Below are 13735 nucleotides of genomic sequence, written 5' to 3'. Positions count from 1 at the left end.
ACTTTTTCCGGTTGTAGTCGATAGATTCTATATCCCTACAACCGGAAAGATAACGATGCCAAAATCCCTCTCTATTCGTACAAGTTTACTGGTTTTACTGTCTTTACTTACCCTGCTCCTGTTGCTGACGGGCGGTATGGGGCTCTACGCCTCCACCCGTATTATCACTTCCTGGGTCTATTATGGGGTGATGACGGGGGCGACGCTGGCCGCCATCGGCCTGCTGGCGCTGGTATGGCTGATGTTGCGTAATAAGCTCCTGAAACCTCTTGATAATGTTGTTGAGCAACTGGAGCGTCTGGCGACAGGGGATTTATCGCCGACGGTAAGCCATTTTGCCAGTTCTGAATTTAACCGTCTGAATACCGCCCTTGAAGAGATGCGTGCGGCGCTGAGTGAATCCGTGGTACGCGTTCGTGACGCCAGCACGCAAATTGATACCGGCAGCCGTGAACTGACGGCGGGCAACCTGCATCTGGCGCAACGCACGGAGTCTACGGCCACCTCGCTGGAACAGACAGCCGCCAGCATGGAAGAGCTGACTGCGACGGTGAAACTGAACGCTGAAAATGCCGATCAGGCGCACCAACTGGCGAAATCAGTCTCGGACACCGCCGATCGCGGCAGCGAGATGGTGTGTTATGTCATTGAGAAAATGCGTGATATTTCCGGCAGTTCTGACCGTATCGCCGATATTCTCGGCGTAATTGACGGCATCGCTTTCCAGACCAATATTCTGGCGCTGAATGCCTCCGTTGAAGCGGCGCGCGCTGGTGAACAGGGGCGCGGTTTTGCGGTGGTTGCCGGTGAGGTGCGTAATCTCGCCAGCCGCAGCGCCGATGCCGCGAAAGAGATCCGCGCGCTCATCAGCGACTCGCAAACGCATGTCGGAGAGGGCAGCGATCTGGCGATGCAGGCCGGTGAAACGATGGATGAGATTGCGACAGAAGTGATGCGCATGACCAAACTGATGCGTGAGATTGCCAGTGCTTCTCAGGAACAGAGCCGGGGCATTGAGCAGGTGAATATCGCGGTCAGTCAGATGGATGAAACCGCACAGCAGAACGCGGCGCTGGTACAGCAATCTTCCGCAGCCACCCGTTCGCTGGAAGAACAGTCCCATGCGCTGCTGGAGGCGATGGCCGTATTTAAGCTACAGGCAGCGTAACCGAACGTAGGCCGGATAAGGCGAAGCCGTCATCAGGCAATAAATAATTGCCGGATGGCAACGCTGCGCGTTTTATCCGGCCTACATCCGTGCGATTAATGATAATTATGCGTCCGGGAACTCGCGGATGAAGCGTTCTACGTCTTCCACCATATGATCGGTGCCGACGAAGAACGGACGGCGCTGGTGCAGGCTTTCCGGCGTAATATCCAGAATGCGCTCTTTACCGTCGCTCGCTTTGCCGCCCGCCTGCTCAGCCAGGAAGGCCATCGGGTTGCATTCGTACAGCAGACGCAGTTTCCCTTCCGGGTGGCTGGCGGTGCTCGGGTAGAGGTAGATCCCGCCTTTCAGCAGGTTGCGGTGGAAATCCGCCACCAGGGAGCCAATATAGCGCGAGGTGTACGGGCGATTCGTGGACTTGTCCTCTTCCTGGCAGAACTTAATGTACTTCTTCACGCCATTCGGGAATTTGATGTAGTTGCCTTCGTTAATGGAGTAGGTGTTACCCTTCTCCGGGAAGCGCATACGCTCCTGGCACAGGCAGAAAACGCCCAGCGACGGATCGTAGGTGAAGGCGTGTACGCCGCAGCCGGTGGTGTAAACCAGCATGGTTGAAGAGCCGTAGACCACATAACCCGCAGCCACCTGCTTGTTGCCCGGTTGCAGGAAATCTTCTTCCGTCACCGGCGTACCGACAGGCGTTACGCGGCGGTAGATAGAGAAAATAGTACCGACAGAGACGTTAACATCGATGTTGGACGAGCCATCCAGTGGGTCCATCAGCACCACGTATTTCGCGTGTTCGCAGCCTTCAAAGACGACAATTTCATCTTCTTCTTCAGAAGCGATGCCCGCCACAATATCGCGCGCCTTCAGTGCAGCTTTCAGTTTTTCGTTCGCGAACAGGTCGAGTTTCTGCTGAACCTCGCCCTGCACGTTCTCAGCACCGCTGGCACCCAGGATATCGACCAGACCGGCTTTGTTGATATCGCGGTGGATGATCTTGGCGCCCAGCTTTATTGCCGACAACAAAGCAGTGAGCTCACCGGTAGCATGAGAGAACTCGTGCTGCTTTTCGACAATAAATTCACCTAACGTTTTCATAACACTTTCCCTGCAATTGATATGGAGTAAAGCGACCGTAACAATCTTAACAAATATTTCAGCGGCCGCGCTCAGGTGAATCGCGCCAGCAAAGTACGGAATATCCTGAAATGCGTTTCTCACTTGCCTGACATGTGCGTAAAATGGCCCCCAGATTAAAAAAGGGTAGTGACGTATGCGCATTCATATTTTGGGAATTTGTGGCACTTTCATGGGCGGTCTGGCGATGCTGGCGCGCTCGCTCGGTCATGAAGTAACGGGTTCGGACGCCAATGTGTATCCGCCGATGAGCACCCTGCTTGAGAAGCAGGGCATTGATTTAATTCAGGGTTACGACGCCAGCCAGCTCGACCCACAGCCAGACCTGGTGATCATCGGCAATGCCATGACCCGTGGAAATCCGTGTGTTGAAGCGGTGCTGGAAAAGAACATTCCGTATATGTCCGGCCCGCAGTGGCTGCATGACTTTGTTCTGCGCGATCGCTGGGTGCTGGCCGTAGCCGGTACGCACGGTAAAACCACCACGGCAGGCATGGCGACCTGGATTCTGGAAGCCTGCGGTTATCAGCCGGGCTTCGTGATTGGCGGCGTTCCGGGCAATTTCGACGTTTCTGCCCGTCTGGGTGAAAGTCACTTCTTCGTCATTGAGGCGGATGAGTACGACTGCGCGTTCTTCGATAAGCGTTCCAAGTTTGTGCATTACTGCCCGCGCACGCTGATCCTCAACAACCTTGAGTTCGACCATGCGGACATCTTTGACGATCTGAAAGCGATTCAGAAGCAGTTCCACCACCTGGTGCGCATCGTGCCGGGGCAAGGGCGTATTATTTTCCCGGAACACGACATCAACCTGAAGCAGACGATCGCGATGGGCTGCTGGAGCGAGCAGGAGCTGGTGGGCGAGCAGGGGCACTGGCAGGCGAAGAAACTGAACGCGGATGCATCCGTTTGGGAAGTGTGGCTGGACGGTGAAAAAGCCGGTGAAGTGAAGTGGTCGCTGGTCGGTGAACACAATATGAATAACGGGCTGATGGCGATTGCCGCCGCTCGTCATGTTGGCGTAATGCCTGCGGATGCGGCTAACGCGTTGGGATCGTTCATCAACGCCCGTCGTCGTCTGGAGCTGCGCGGTGAAGCCAACGGTGTGACGGTGTATGACGATTTCGCTCACCACCCGACGGCGATTCTGGCGACGCTTGCGGCGTTGCGCAGTAAAGTGGGCGGTACGGCACGTATTCTTGCGGTGCTGGAACCGCGCTCCAACACCATGAAGATGGGTCTTTGCAAAGACGATCTGGCTCCGTCGTTAGGGCGTGCGGATGAAGTGTTCTTGTTGCAACCGCAGCATATTCCGTGGCAGGTGGCGGAAGTCGCGGATGCCTGTGTTCAGCCTGCGCACTGGAGCGGAGATGTGGACGCGCTGGCCGACATGGTGGTGAAAACCGCGCAGCCTGGCGATCATATTCTGGTGATGAGCAACGGCGGGTTCGGCGGCATCCATCAAAAACTGTTGGATGGCCTGGCGAAAAAGGCGGAGGCGGCGGAGTAATCATATGCCCGGTGGCGCTGCGCTTACCGGGCCTACAATCTGTAGGCCGGATAAGACGCATTGCGTCGCCATCCGGCAAATACCAATGCACCAGGCTGTAGGCCGGATAAGACGTTTTGCGTCGCCATCCGGCAATACCAAATGCACCAGGCTGTAGGCCGGATAGGACACATTGCGTCGCCATCCGGCACACTTAACTTACGTACGCATTACTCTTCGTTTTCCGCCAGCTCACGCAGATACTGGAAGATCTGCCGCGCCGACTTCGGCGGCTTATTGCCTTCTTTCTCTTTCTTCGCGTTGCGGATCAGCGAGCGAAGCTGCTGACGGTCGGCATTCGGCCACAGGCTCAGCACTTCTTCCACCGCATCATCACCTTCAACGATCAGGCGATCGCGCAGTTGCTCAAGCTTATGGAACAGCACCACCTGCTGGTTGTGGCGGTTTTTCAGCTTATCCAGCGCCTGACGAATAGGTTCAACGTCGCGTTGACGCAGCATCTTACCGATCAGCTGCAACTGACGGCGTCGGCCTTCCATCTTAATACGCTGGGCCAGCTCAATGGCGGCGCGCAGATCCGCATCAAGCGGGATCTTATCCAGCGCGTTTTTCCCCAGATCCACAATTTCCGCGCCCAGGCGTTTTAACTCCTCGGCATCGCGTTTAATTTCACTTTTGCTGACCCAGATAATTTCATCGTCTTCGTCTTCGATGTCATCACCGGGAACGTCGTCGAGCCAGTCTTCGGGCTGCTTTGTCATGTCAGGCTCCTTAAAAAAAGAGGCTAATGTTACCAGTTAAGATGCGCACTGAAAAACGGTTCTCTGTTAGACTTCAGAGAAACTCTCTCTACAGTATGGCATTTGCGATGAAAGTAATCTCACAAGTTGAAGCGCAGCGTAAGATTCTGGAAGAAGCGGTCTCGACAGCCCTGGAGCTCGCCTCAGGCAAATCAGACGGCGCGGAAGTCTCTGTCAGCAAGACCACCGGCATCAGCGTCAGCACCCGTTATGGTGAAGTGGAGAACGTAGAATTTAATAGTGACGGCGCGCTGGGGATCACCGTTTATCACCAGAACCGTAAAGGCAGCGCGTCATCCACTGATTTAAGCCCGCAGGCGATTGCCCGTACCGTACAGGCGGCGCTGGATATTGCTCGCTATACCTCGCCGGACCCGTGCGCGGGCGTGGCTGATAAAGATCTGCTGGCCTTTGAGGCGCCGGATCTCGACCTGTTCCACCCGGCGGAAGTGACCCCGGATGAGGCCATTGATCTGGCTGCTCGCGCGGAACAGGCGTCGTTACAGGCGGATAAACGTATCACCAACACCGAAGGCGGCAGCTTTAACAGCCATTACGGCATCAAAGTGTTCGGCAACAGCCACGGCATGTTGCAGGGGTACTGCTCCACGCGCCATTCGCTCTCAAGCTGTGTCATCGCCGAAGAAAAGGGCGACATGGAGCGTGATTACGCCTACACCATTGGCCGCGCGTTAGGCGATCTGCAAACGCCGGAATGGGTGGGCGCGGAGTGCGCGCGCCGTACGTTATCTCGCCTGGCACCGCTCAAACTCTCGACCATGAAAGCGCCGGTGATTTTCGCGAATGAAGTGGCGACCGGGTTGTTTGGTCACCTGGTCGGCGCGATTGCGGGCGGCTCGGTATACCGTAAATCGACCTTCCTGCTCGACTCGCTGGGTAAACAGATTCTGCCGGAATGGCTGACCATCGAAGAACACCCGCATCTGCTGAAAGGGCTGGCCTCTTCGCCGTTCGACAGCGAAGGTGTGCGCACAGAGCGTCGCGACATTGTGAAAGACGGCGTGCTGACCCAGTGGCTGCTGACCAACTATTCCGCGCGCAAACTGGGGCTGAAAAGCACCGGGCACGCGGGCGGCATCCATAACTGGCGCATTGCCGGGCAGGGGCTGAGCTTTGAACAACTGCTCAAAGAGATGGGCACCGGTCTGGTCGTTACTGAACTCATGGGCCAGGGAGTGAGCGGCATTACTGGCGACTACTCCCGTGGCGCGGCCGGTTTCTGGGTTGAGAACGGCGAGATCCAGTATCCGGTCAGCGAGATCACCATCGCCGGGAATTTAAAAGAGATGTGGCGCAATATCGTCACTGTGGGTAACGATATTGAAACGCGTAGCAATATACAGTGTGGTTCCGTGCTGTTACCGGAGATGAAAATCGCCGGGCAGTAGCACTCGTTTGTTTTCAGGTTGCAGGACGAGCGCGTCTTTGTCGTTCTTGCCCTGTAACTTGAATTAGCGATGTAGGCCGGATAAGACGCATAGCGTCGTCATCCGGCATTTCCCCTGGGCCATAAGTAATCCCTATTCCCGTCACACTTTTTCACATTCGGCGATCGCGCGAATGTGCTTTTTCTCATCGATTTTTCCGCCTTTCCTTGCGACGTATGTCACAGTTTTTCAGCGATAAATCGCCAAATCCCCCTTTTCTGTGGAACAGATCACTGTCGCCACTCGCCTTTCCACTTCGAAGTGGAAAACAACTCGCTACAAACTTTTAACCCCTGCCGTTAGTTTTAACCCAGAGCCATTAACGGGGTAAGACGAGTGAATAACGGAGCAGTAATGAACGACATGGGGGAGCAGGTGACGGAGATCGGTGAACTGGCCGATCGCATGCTGGCGCAGGTGTATGCCTTACTCAGCGAACATCACATCATTCCCAACGCCGTACAGGAACAAATGCTGACGTCTCATGTTCGCGCCATGGCGCACCGGTCAGTGACCGGCGAGCCTTTGCCGGAAGTGGATGCCAGTTTATTTGATGAAATTTCAGCCGAATCAATGGCACTTGCCCGCGACATCGTGGCGGCGTTTGGCAACCTTCCAGAGGAAGAAGCCTGGCTGCTGTCAGTACATTTCGAAGTCGCGAAAGACAACCTTTAAGGAGCAAAAAATGGAACAGATTACAGTCGTAATTGGCGATCGTCTGGGTAAGGGCCAGAAAGTGGCGGCAGGTGTGGAAAAAGCCGGTGGTCGTGCGGTGGTGGTGCCGGGCGTGGCGGCGGATATGAAGCTGGGCGACGTGATGAAAGCGGAAAACGCCACCTTTGGCATCTCTTTTTGCGGTAGCGGCGGCGCGGGCGCCATCACGGCGCAAAACAAGTATGGCTACAAAGCCAAATACGGGATGCGCTCTGTGGATGAAGGCGTCACGGCTATCAACGAAGGCTGCAACGTGCTGGGATTCGGCTTTATGGATAAAGAAGAACTTGGCGAGCGTCTGGTTCAGGCGTGGCAGAAGAAATACGGCGCTTAAGTATGAAAGAACAATTCACCACTACGGTGAGAGTCACCGGTAAAGGCGAAGCTAAAGCGCGCGCCTTTGCCGATGCCCTGAACCACGTTCAGGGCGCGGTGATGAAAGCATCGCCGCATATTTTATTGCGTATTGAGCCACAGGATGTGCAGGTTGTTCAAGCGCGTGAAACGGTGCGCAAAGAAGCGTTTTTATTTGTCTTTTTGCGCCGGGAAAGACGCACCTACAGCGTGGAGCTGGAAGTGACCGTCAACGTGACTGCCATCAATCTCGACAAGGTGGACTTCGTCGCGCAACGCTGATTCTTTATTAAAAGGCATAAATATGTTCCTGATAATATTAATAAAATCGCTCATCATTGGTGGCCTGGTCGGCGTCGGTGTGGGCGCCGGGGCTGCACGCATGTTTCATGCGCCGACTACACAGGGTATGGGCGCGTTTCGTACATTGGGGGAACTGAACTCCTGTGAAGGGGACCCGGCTTCTCACTTCTCCTTCGGTCTGGGCTTCTTCTTCAACGCCTGGGCCTCATCCGTTGCGGCGGGTTCGTTCACGCAGGATGTCGATCACCGCATCATCCCGAACTGGGGCGCGGCAGCGTTGATGATCAAAAATCGCAATGTCGGCGAGACGCTGCACGATCCGAAGAAAATGGCGATTGCCTGCGGCATCATCGGCATGATTGTCGTGACCTTCCTCAACCTTACCGCCTCTTCCGTACCGGAAGCGTTGCAGGTCACCGCCGTTAAGGTATTGGTGCCTGCGGCTAACCTGCTGGTGAATACCGTGATGCCGGTTATCTTCTGGCTGGCGGCGATCGACGCCGGGAAAAAATCAGGCTTCTGGGCCACCGTGTTTGGCGGCGCGGCGCAACTGATCATGGGTAACGCCGTTCCGGGTCTGGTGCTGGGTATTCTGATCGGCAAAGGCGTTGAAGAGAGCGGCTGGAACCACGTCACCAAAGTGATGATGGTCGCCATTGTGGCGCTGTTTGTCCTGAGCGGCTTCTTCCGCGGCTTCGATATGAAGATGATCGAATCCTTCAATATGACCGTGCCGAACTGGCTCGAACTGATCCACGGCTCGCTCAGCGGCAAATAACGGAGGCCATCATAATGGAACAGAATAAAGGTTTTTGGTATGCCGACTGGTCGTTCCCGATCTTTGTAGGCCTGCTCTCATCCGGCGTTTTTGCCGGGACGCATATGTACTACCTGTACGGTATCGGCGCGTTTAACGAAGTGGCCTTTGTGGCAATGCTGAAAGCGGGGATGGACACCGGCGTTTACGGTGCGGTGGCCGCGTTTGGCGCAAGCTTCCTGTTTGCCCGCATTATCGAAGGGTCGCTGGTGGGGATTCTGGACATCGGCGGGGCGATCCAGACCGGCGTCGGTCTTGGGGTTCCGGCGCTGCTGCTGGGCGCAGGGATCGTTTTCCCGGTCGCTAACTTTGTCGCCTCGTTAATCACCGGTCTGGTGATTGGTCTGGCAATTGGCTACGTCATCATTCTGGCGCGTAAGTTCACCATCAATCAGAGCGACTCCACCTACGGGGCGGACGTGATGATGGGGGCGGGTAATGCGTCAGGCCGCTTCCTGGGGCCGCTGATCATCCTCAGCGCGATGACCGCCTCGATTCCAATCGGCGTGGGTTCTTTGCTGGGGGCGTTGCTGTTCTATCTCTGGCAGAAGCCGATCACCGGCGGCGCGATCCTCGGCGCCATGATTTTAGGTTCGATCTTCCCGATTGCCATTAGCTAACTGTTGATTTGTAGGCCGGATAAGGCGGTTACGCCGCCATCCGGCAAAGGAGAGAGCGATGTATGATTTACTCCTGCGCCGTGCGCGTCTGGTTGACGATACGGTGAGCGATATCGCCCTGAAGGACGGCAAAATTGCCGCGTTGGGCAATATCCAGCAACCGGCGGCGAAAACCGTCGATCTGCGCGGCGAGTATTACGTTAGCGCAGGGTGGATTGATTCCCACGTCCACTGCTATCCGAAATCCCCGATTTATCACGATGAGCCGGACAGCGTCGGTATTGCGACAGGCGTTACCACCGTTGTTGATGCGGGCAGTACCGGTGCAGACGACATTGATGATTTCTACACGCTGACCCGTGAAGCAGCCACTGAAGTTTATGCGTTGCTGAATATCTCCCGCGTAGGACTGATCGCACAAAACGAACTGGCGAATATGGCCAATGTCGATGCGGACGCCGTGAAACAGGCGGTGAAACGCCATCCGAATTTCATTGTGGGCCTGAAGGCGCGAATGAGCAGCAGCGTGGTGGGTGAGAACGGCATTACGCCGCTGGAATGCGCCAAAGCGATGCAGAAAGAGAACGGCGATCTGCCGTTGATGGTACACATCGGCAACAACCCGCCGGATCTGGATGAGATCGCTGAGCGTCTGACGGCGGGCGATATCATCACTCACTGCTATAACGGCAAACCTAATCGCATTCTGACGCCGGGCGGCGAGCTGCGCGCGTCAATCACCCGGGCGCTACAGCGCGGCGTGCGCCTGGACGTTGGTCACGGCACTGCCAGCCTGAGCTTTGCGGTCGCGCAGCGCGCGATTAGCTTAGGTATTTTACCGCACACCATCAGCTCGGATATTTACTGTCGTAACCGCATCAATGGCCCGGTTTATTCGCTTGCCAACGTGATGTCGAAATTCCTCGCCATCGGCATGACGCTGCCACAGGTCATCGACTGTGTGACGGCAAATGCCGCTGATGGCCTGAACCTGAAAAGCAAGGGCCGCCTTGAGCCAGGTCTGGACGCCGACTTGACTCTCTTTACGCTCAGGCGTCAGCCAACCGTGCTGGTGGACGCTGAAAACGACAGCTTACAGGCTGAAAAATTGCTGGTGCCGCTTGCCGCCATCCGTGCGGGTAAGGGCTATGTAACCGAACAAGGGAGTGCTGAACGTGACTTCGATTTATGAAAAATACAATCTGAAACAAGTGATTAATACATCAGGGCGCATGACCGCGCTCGGTGTTTCCACCCCGCGCCCGGAAGTGGTGCAGGCGGCAATGGATGGCATGAACCAGTACTTTGAGATGAAAGATCTGGTCAATAAAACCGGGGAGTACATTGCAAAACTGCTGGATGTAGAAGGGGCGACGGTCGTCTCCTGCGCCTCGGCGGGGATTGCCCAGTCGGTAGCGGCGGTACTGGTTCAGGACAGCGACTGGCTGCTGGAAAACCTGCATGTTACCCCGATCGAGAATAACGAAATTGTATTGCCGAAAGGGCACAACGTTAACTTTGGCGCGCCGGTTGGCACGATGGTGGCGCTGGGCGGCGGTAAGCTGGTCGAAGCCGGTTATGCCAACGAATGTTCCGCAGCGCAGCTTGCGGCGGCGATCACCCCGCGCACGGCGGCGATCCTCTATATCAAATCTCACCACTGCGTGCAGAAAAGCATGCTCAGCGTAGAGCAGGCGGCGGTAGTCGCGCGCACGCACAATTTACCGTTGATTGTGGATGCGGCGGCAGAAGAGGATTTGCAGTGTTACTACCGCGTCGGCGCGGATCTGGTGATCTACAGCGGCGCGAAAGCGATTGAAGGGCCGACCAGCGGTCTGGTGATCGGTAAAACTCAGTACGTCGAGTGGGTGAAACGCCAGACGGCGGGCATTGGCCGCGCCATGAAAGTCGGTAAAGAGGGCATCCTCGGGCTGACCTGCGCCATCGAACTCTACCTGAACGCGCAGAAAGAGAGCGGTGCGGAGATGGTCGAAAAAATGACGCCGTTTATTGGTGCGCTGAATGCGCTTAATGGCGTGAGCGCCCGCGTGGTGTGGGACAGCGCCGGACGCGATATCGCGCGAACGGAAATTAAATTCGATGAGGCCGTGACCGGCATTGCCACCGGCGATCTGGTGGAAGCCCTCAAACAGGGTGAGTACGCCATCTATTTCCGTGGCTACAAAGCTAACGAAGGCATTATTGAGGCGGATGTCCGCAGCGTAAATCAGGCGCAACTGGAGATTGTGGCACGCCGTATTCGCGACGTGATTAATCAGGAGAAAAAAGCATGAAACTGACCCCTAACTTTTACCGTGACCGCGTTTGTCTGAACGTTCTGGCGGGTTCCAAAGAGAACGCCCGTGAGATTTATGCGGCGGCGGAAGGCCATGTGCTGGTCGGCGTGCTCTCCAAAAATTACCCGGATGTCGACAGCGCGGTGGCGGATATGCGCGAATATGCGGCGCTTATCGACAATGCCCTCTCCGTTGGCCTGGGGGCTGGCGATCCGAACCAGTCGGCGATGGTGAGCGAAATCTCTCGTCAGGTGCAGCCGCAGCACGTTAATCAGGTCTTTACCGGCGTGGCGACCAGCCGCGCGCTGTTGGGGCAGAGTGAAACGGTCGTTAACGGTCTGGTCTCCCCGACGGGGACGCCGGGCAGAGTGAAAATTTCTACCGGCCCGCTGAGCAGCAAAACGCCGGACGGCATTGTTCCCGTTGAGACGGCGATTGCCCTGCTGAAAGACATGGGCGGCAGCTCGATTAAATACTTCCCGATGGGCGGCCTGAAATGCCGTGATGAGTACAAAGCGGTAGCGGAAGCCTGCGCCCGTCACGACTTCTGGCTGGAGCCGACTGGCGGTATCGATCTGGAAAACTTTGGCGAGATTTTGCAGATTGCGCTTGATGCTGGCGTCAGCAAAATCATTCCTCACATTTATAGTTCGATTATTGATAAGGTGAGTGGCAACACCCGTCCAGACGATGTGCGCCAGCTGTTGGCCATTACCCGGACGTGCGTAGGTTAATAGCAAGAGTGAGGTAAGTGACGTGCGATTCCCCAACCAACGTTTGGCACAGCTGTTTGATATGTTGCAAAACGAGACGCTGCCGCAGGATGAGCTGGCGCAGCGGTTGTCGGTTTCCACGCGCACCGTGCGGGCGGATATTACTGCGTTGAATGCGTTGCTGACGCAGTATGGCGCGCAGTTTGTTCTGAGCCGGGGCAACGGTTATCAGCTCCGAATTGACGATCAGGCCCGCTATCAAACCCTGCGGGAGCAGCAGCCGAGTACGCTGCGCATCCCGCGAACCAGCCAGGAACGGGTGCACTATCTGGTGGTTCGTTTCCTGACGTCCGCTTCACGCCCTGAGACATTCGACAAGCTTTTTATGGCTTCAGTAAGGGCGAGTGGCGCGCTTCGAGAGCCAGCAAATATTTTGCTTCATCGTACTGGGTTCTGGCCTTCCAGCAGCGGTAAATGATCCTTATCCATTTGAACGCCAGTGCCCGGATCGCAGACTGATGAGATTTGCCCTTCTCTCTGAGGCCCTGATAATACAGTCTGGCCCAGTATGATGAATTAACCGTCTTGGCAGCCCATTCAACAAAGGTTTGCCTGACGAACTTGGCACACTGCCATCGCCAGTGAACCCAGGATTTCTGGCCACTTCGTTCTGTCACCGGTGCAATACCTGCGTAGTTTTGAATTTCTTCAGCGCTGTTAAACCGGTCACGGTTATCACCAAGTGCAGCAAGCATTCGTGGGCCCATACACGGCCCCATGCCCGGAAGTGATTTGAACAGCTCCGCATCTGGCAATGTGTCAAACAACGCTTCGATTCGTTCGTCATAGGTTTTGATGATTTCACTCACGACTTTAATTTGTGTCGCCAGTGCTGTTGCCATCAAAGCATTAGCCTCTATAACGCTCGGGTCTGTAGTCAATGGGATCGCGTTATCAATACTCGCAACACGTTGCTCGGTAAGAGCCATTGCGCGGCCACCTTTGGCATTCAGAAAGTTGCGGATCGTGTCGCGCCTCGCTCGTTTCAGTTGTTGCAGACTGGGCCACCGGATAATCAGCTCACACAATAGTAAGCTACCCCGATGTGAGAACCACTCCAGTGGCTGAGGATAATACTGTTTAAGTGTGTTGATTATCCGGTTCACAAAACGGCGTTTATCTTCAACCAGCTGACGGCGCTGCTCAACCAGTTGCTGGAGTAACCGGATATCCGCATTGTCGGGTTCAATGGCTTTTATCTTTTGGGGATAACGCAGCATTAACTCTAATGCCAGCTCGGCATCCTGCGGGTCATCTTTAGCGCCGCTGGGCGAGAAGGCCTGCCGGTAACGAGCCAGGGACAAAGCGTGGACGGGGAAAACGGTGATAAATGGATATTTCTGAAGAGCATACACCACGGGACCTTTCTTCAGCTCAACGGCGATAGCGATCCTGCCTTTTACCTTCTGGTGTAACTCGGTAAGCCAGACATCAAGTGCTTCCGGCGTATGTTCAATCACATGGAATGTGCGTTCACCGTTTTTAAACTGAACACAGACATCGTGCTTTTTATCTGCCCAGTCCAGACCAACGTGCGCAGCAAATTGATTAGTCGCAGTCATCACCAACTCCTTTTTATCGGGGATTGGTATGCATTCCACGCTCTTCGAAAGAAATATAGCCAGCAGTTTATCTGCATGCCCTGAGTATTCGTTAGCGAACGTGGAGCACCCACTGGCTCGAAAGAAAAGCGGCGATCATCACGTGATTCTCGCTCAATATTCGTAACCAGTAAGCGCATACCCTGAATCACTTAAAGTGTAATTCTCAGGGTGCGAATGACTATAT

14 protein-coding genes and 1 pseudogene are annotated in these 13735 nt (G+C 55.4%); 12 read left to right on the top strand and 3 right to left on the bottom strand.

What is annotated here, in order from left to right; all coding sequences use genetic code 11:
- Window positions 1–55: 55 nt before the first annotated feature.
- Complete coding sequence (locus tag OGV50_RS05140) at window positions 56–1168, top strand: methyl-accepting chemotaxis protein (protein WP_012134377.1); 1113 nt, start codon at window positions 56–58, stop codon at window positions 1166–1168.
- A gap of 105 nt (window positions 1169–1273) precedes the next feature.
- Here the strand turns inward: OGV50_RS05140 and fbp are convergent, their stop codons facing one another.
- Window positions 1274–2272: a class 1 fructose-bisphosphatase gene (gene fbp / locus OGV50_RS05135; protein WP_024130778.1), complete on the bottom strand. Its 999-nt coding sequence runs from the start codon at window positions 2270–2272 to the stop codon at window positions 1274–1276.
- A 175-nt stretch (window positions 2273–2447) separates the two neighbouring features.
- Between fbp and mpl the strand changes: the two genes are divergently transcribed.
- Entirely contained in the window at window positions 2448–3821 is a 1374-nt protein-coding gene (gene mpl, locus OGV50_RS05130) for a UDP-N-acetylmuramate:L-alanyl-gamma-D-glutamyl-meso-diaminopimelate ligase (protein WP_024130777.1), read from the top strand.
- Window positions 3822–4030: 209 nt separating this feature from the next.
- Here mpl and yjgA read toward each other — a convergent pair whose 3' ends face one another.
- Window positions 4031–4582 (bottom strand): ribosome biogenesis factor YjgA, encoded by a 552-nt coding sequence (yjgA, locus tag OGV50_RS05125; protein ID WP_012134373.1) that lies wholly within the window; start codon window positions 4580–4582, stop codon window positions 4031–4033.
- A gap of 95 nt (window positions 4583–4677) precedes the next feature.
- Here yjgA and pmbA point away from each other — a divergent pair, with 95 nt between their 5' ends.
- The 10 genes and pseudogenes from pmbA to OGV50_RS05075 all read left to right on the top strand — a co-directional run.
- The gene (gene pmbA / locus OGV50_RS05120) at window positions 4678–6030 is read left to right on the top strand and encodes a metalloprotease PmbA (RefSeq protein WP_286488368.1); all 1353 of its coding nucleotides are present in this window, start codon (window positions 4678–4680) and stop codon (window positions 6028–6030) included.
- A gap of 393 nt (window positions 6031–6423) precedes the next feature.
- Window positions 6424–6744 carry a glycine dehydrogenase gene (locus OGV50_RS05115; protein ID WP_012134369.1) on the top strand — a complete coding sequence of 107 codons (321 nt, stop codon included), beginning with the start codon at window positions 6424–6426 and terminating at the stop codon, window positions 6742–6744.
- Between the two features lie 10 nt (window positions 6745–6754).
- Window positions 6755–7117, top strand: a complete 363-nt coding sequence (locus tag OGV50_RS05110) for an SFCGS family glycine-rich protein (protein WP_012134368.1) — start codon at window positions 6755–6757, stop codon at window positions 7115–7117.
- Window positions 7118–7119: 2 nt separating this feature from the next.
- Window positions 7120–7419 (top strand): DUF4312 family protein, encoded by a 300-nt coding sequence (locus tag OGV50_RS05105; RefSeq protein WP_012134367.1) that lies wholly within the window; start codon window positions 7120–7122, stop codon window positions 7417–7419.
- Window positions 7420–7441: 22 nt separating this feature from the next.
- A complete protein-coding gene (locus tag OGV50_RS05100) occupies window positions 7442–8218 on the top strand; it encodes a DUF4311 domain-containing protein (protein WP_012134366.1) in 777 nt (258 codons plus the stop codon).
- 14 nt (window positions 8219–8232) lie between these two features.
- Complete coding sequence (locus OGV50_RS05095) at window positions 8233–8877, top strand: DUF4310 family protein (protein WP_012134365.1); 645 nt, start codon at window positions 8233–8235, stop codon at window positions 8875–8877.
- 58 nt (window positions 8878–8935) lie between these two features.
- On the top strand, window positions 8936–10069 hold the full coding sequence (locus tag OGV50_RS05090; RefSeq protein WP_047459397.1) for an amidohydrolase/deacetylase family metallohydrolase: 1134 nt from the start codon (window positions 8936–8938) through the stop codon (window positions 10067–10069).
- Window positions 10053–11171 carry a DgaE family pyridoxal phosphate-dependent ammonia lyase gene (locus tag OGV50_RS05085; RefSeq protein ID WP_134769834.1) on the top strand — a complete coding sequence of 373 codons (1119 nt, stop codon included), beginning with the start codon at window positions 10053–10055 and terminating at the stop codon, window positions 11169–11171. The genes OGV50_RS05090 and OGV50_RS05085 overlap by 17 nt, the downstream gene beginning before the upstream one ends.
- Window positions 11168–11908, top strand: a complete 741-nt coding sequence (gene dagF, locus OGV50_RS05080; protein ID WP_047459393.1) for a 2-dehydro-3-deoxy-phosphogluconate aldolase — start codon at window positions 11168–11170, stop codon at window positions 11906–11908. The genes OGV50_RS05085 and dagF overlap by 4 nt, the downstream gene beginning before the upstream one ends.
- A 22-nt stretch (window positions 11909–11930) precedes the next feature.
- Window positions 11931–12242, top strand: a pseudogene (locus OGV50_RS05075) (HTH domain-containing protein); the annotation flags it as partial.
- Window positions 12243–12270: 28 nt separating this feature from the next.
- On the opposite strand, the gene OGV50_RS05070 reads toward OGV50_RS05075, so the two are convergent.
- Window positions 12271–13509, bottom strand: a complete 1239-nt coding sequence (locus tag OGV50_RS05070) for an IS110 family RNA-guided transposase (protein ID WP_003030308.1) — start codon at window positions 13507–13509, stop codon at window positions 12271–12273.
- Window positions 13510–13735: the final 226 nt, after the last annotated feature.

The sequence above is a fragment of the Citrobacter sp. CK180 genome (assembly GCF_030333655.1).
GTDB classification, from domain to species: domain Bacteria; phylum Pseudomonadota; class Gammaproteobacteria; order Enterobacterales; family Enterobacteriaceae; genus Citrobacter_B; species Citrobacter_B koseri.
Note: the sequence above shows the minus strand (reverse complement) of the source record. Positions and strands in the feature narration are given on the sequence as shown.

Coding starts and splice junctions, on each gene's coding strand:
- fbp (WP_024130778.1), bottom strand. CDS start 2,272: ATGAAAACGTTAGGTGAATTTATTGTCGAAAAGCAGCACGAGTTCTCT.
- yjgA (WP_012134373.1), bottom strand. CDS start 4,582: ATGACAAAGCAGCCCGAAGACTGGCTCGACGACGTTCCCGGTGATGAC.
- OGV50_RS05095 (WP_012134365.1), top strand. CDS start 8,233: ATGGAACAGAATAAAGGTTTTTGGTATGCCGACTGGTCGTTCCCGATC.
- OGV50_RS05105 (WP_012134367.1), top strand. CDS start 7,120: ATGAAAGAACAATTCACCACTACGGTGAGAGTCACCGGTAAAGGCGAA.
- pmbA (WP_286488368.1), top strand. CDS start 4,678: ATGGCATTTGCGATGAAAGTAATCTCACAAGTTGAAGCGCAGCGTAAG.
- mpl (WP_024130777.1), top strand. CDS start 2,448: ATGCGCATTCATATTTTGGGAATTTGTGGCACTTTCATGGGCGGTCTG.
- OGV50_RS05070 (WP_003030308.1), bottom strand. CDS start 13,509: ATGACTGCGACTAATCAATTTGCTGCGCACGTTGGTCTGGACTGGGCA.
- OGV50_RS05090 (WP_047459397.1), top strand. CDS start 8,936: ATGTATGATTTACTCCTGCGCCGTGCGCGTCTGGTTGACGATACGGTG.
- dagF (WP_047459393.1), top strand. CDS start 11,168: ATGAAACTGACCCCTAACTTTTACCGTGACCGCGTTTGTCTGAACGTT.
- OGV50_RS05140 (WP_012134377.1), top strand. CDS start 56: ATGCCAAAATCCCTCTCTATTCGTACAAGTTTACTGGTTTTACTGTCT.
- OGV50_RS05115 (WP_012134369.1), top strand. CDS start 6,424: ATGAACGACATGGGGGAGCAGGTGACGGAGATCGGTGAACTGGCCGAT.
- OGV50_RS05100 (WP_012134366.1), top strand. CDS start 7,442: ATGTTCCTGATAATATTAATAAAATCGCTCATCATTGGTGGCCTGGTC.
- OGV50_RS05110 (WP_012134368.1), top strand. CDS start 6,755: ATGGAACAGATTACAGTCGTAATTGGCGATCGTCTGGGTAAGGGCCAG.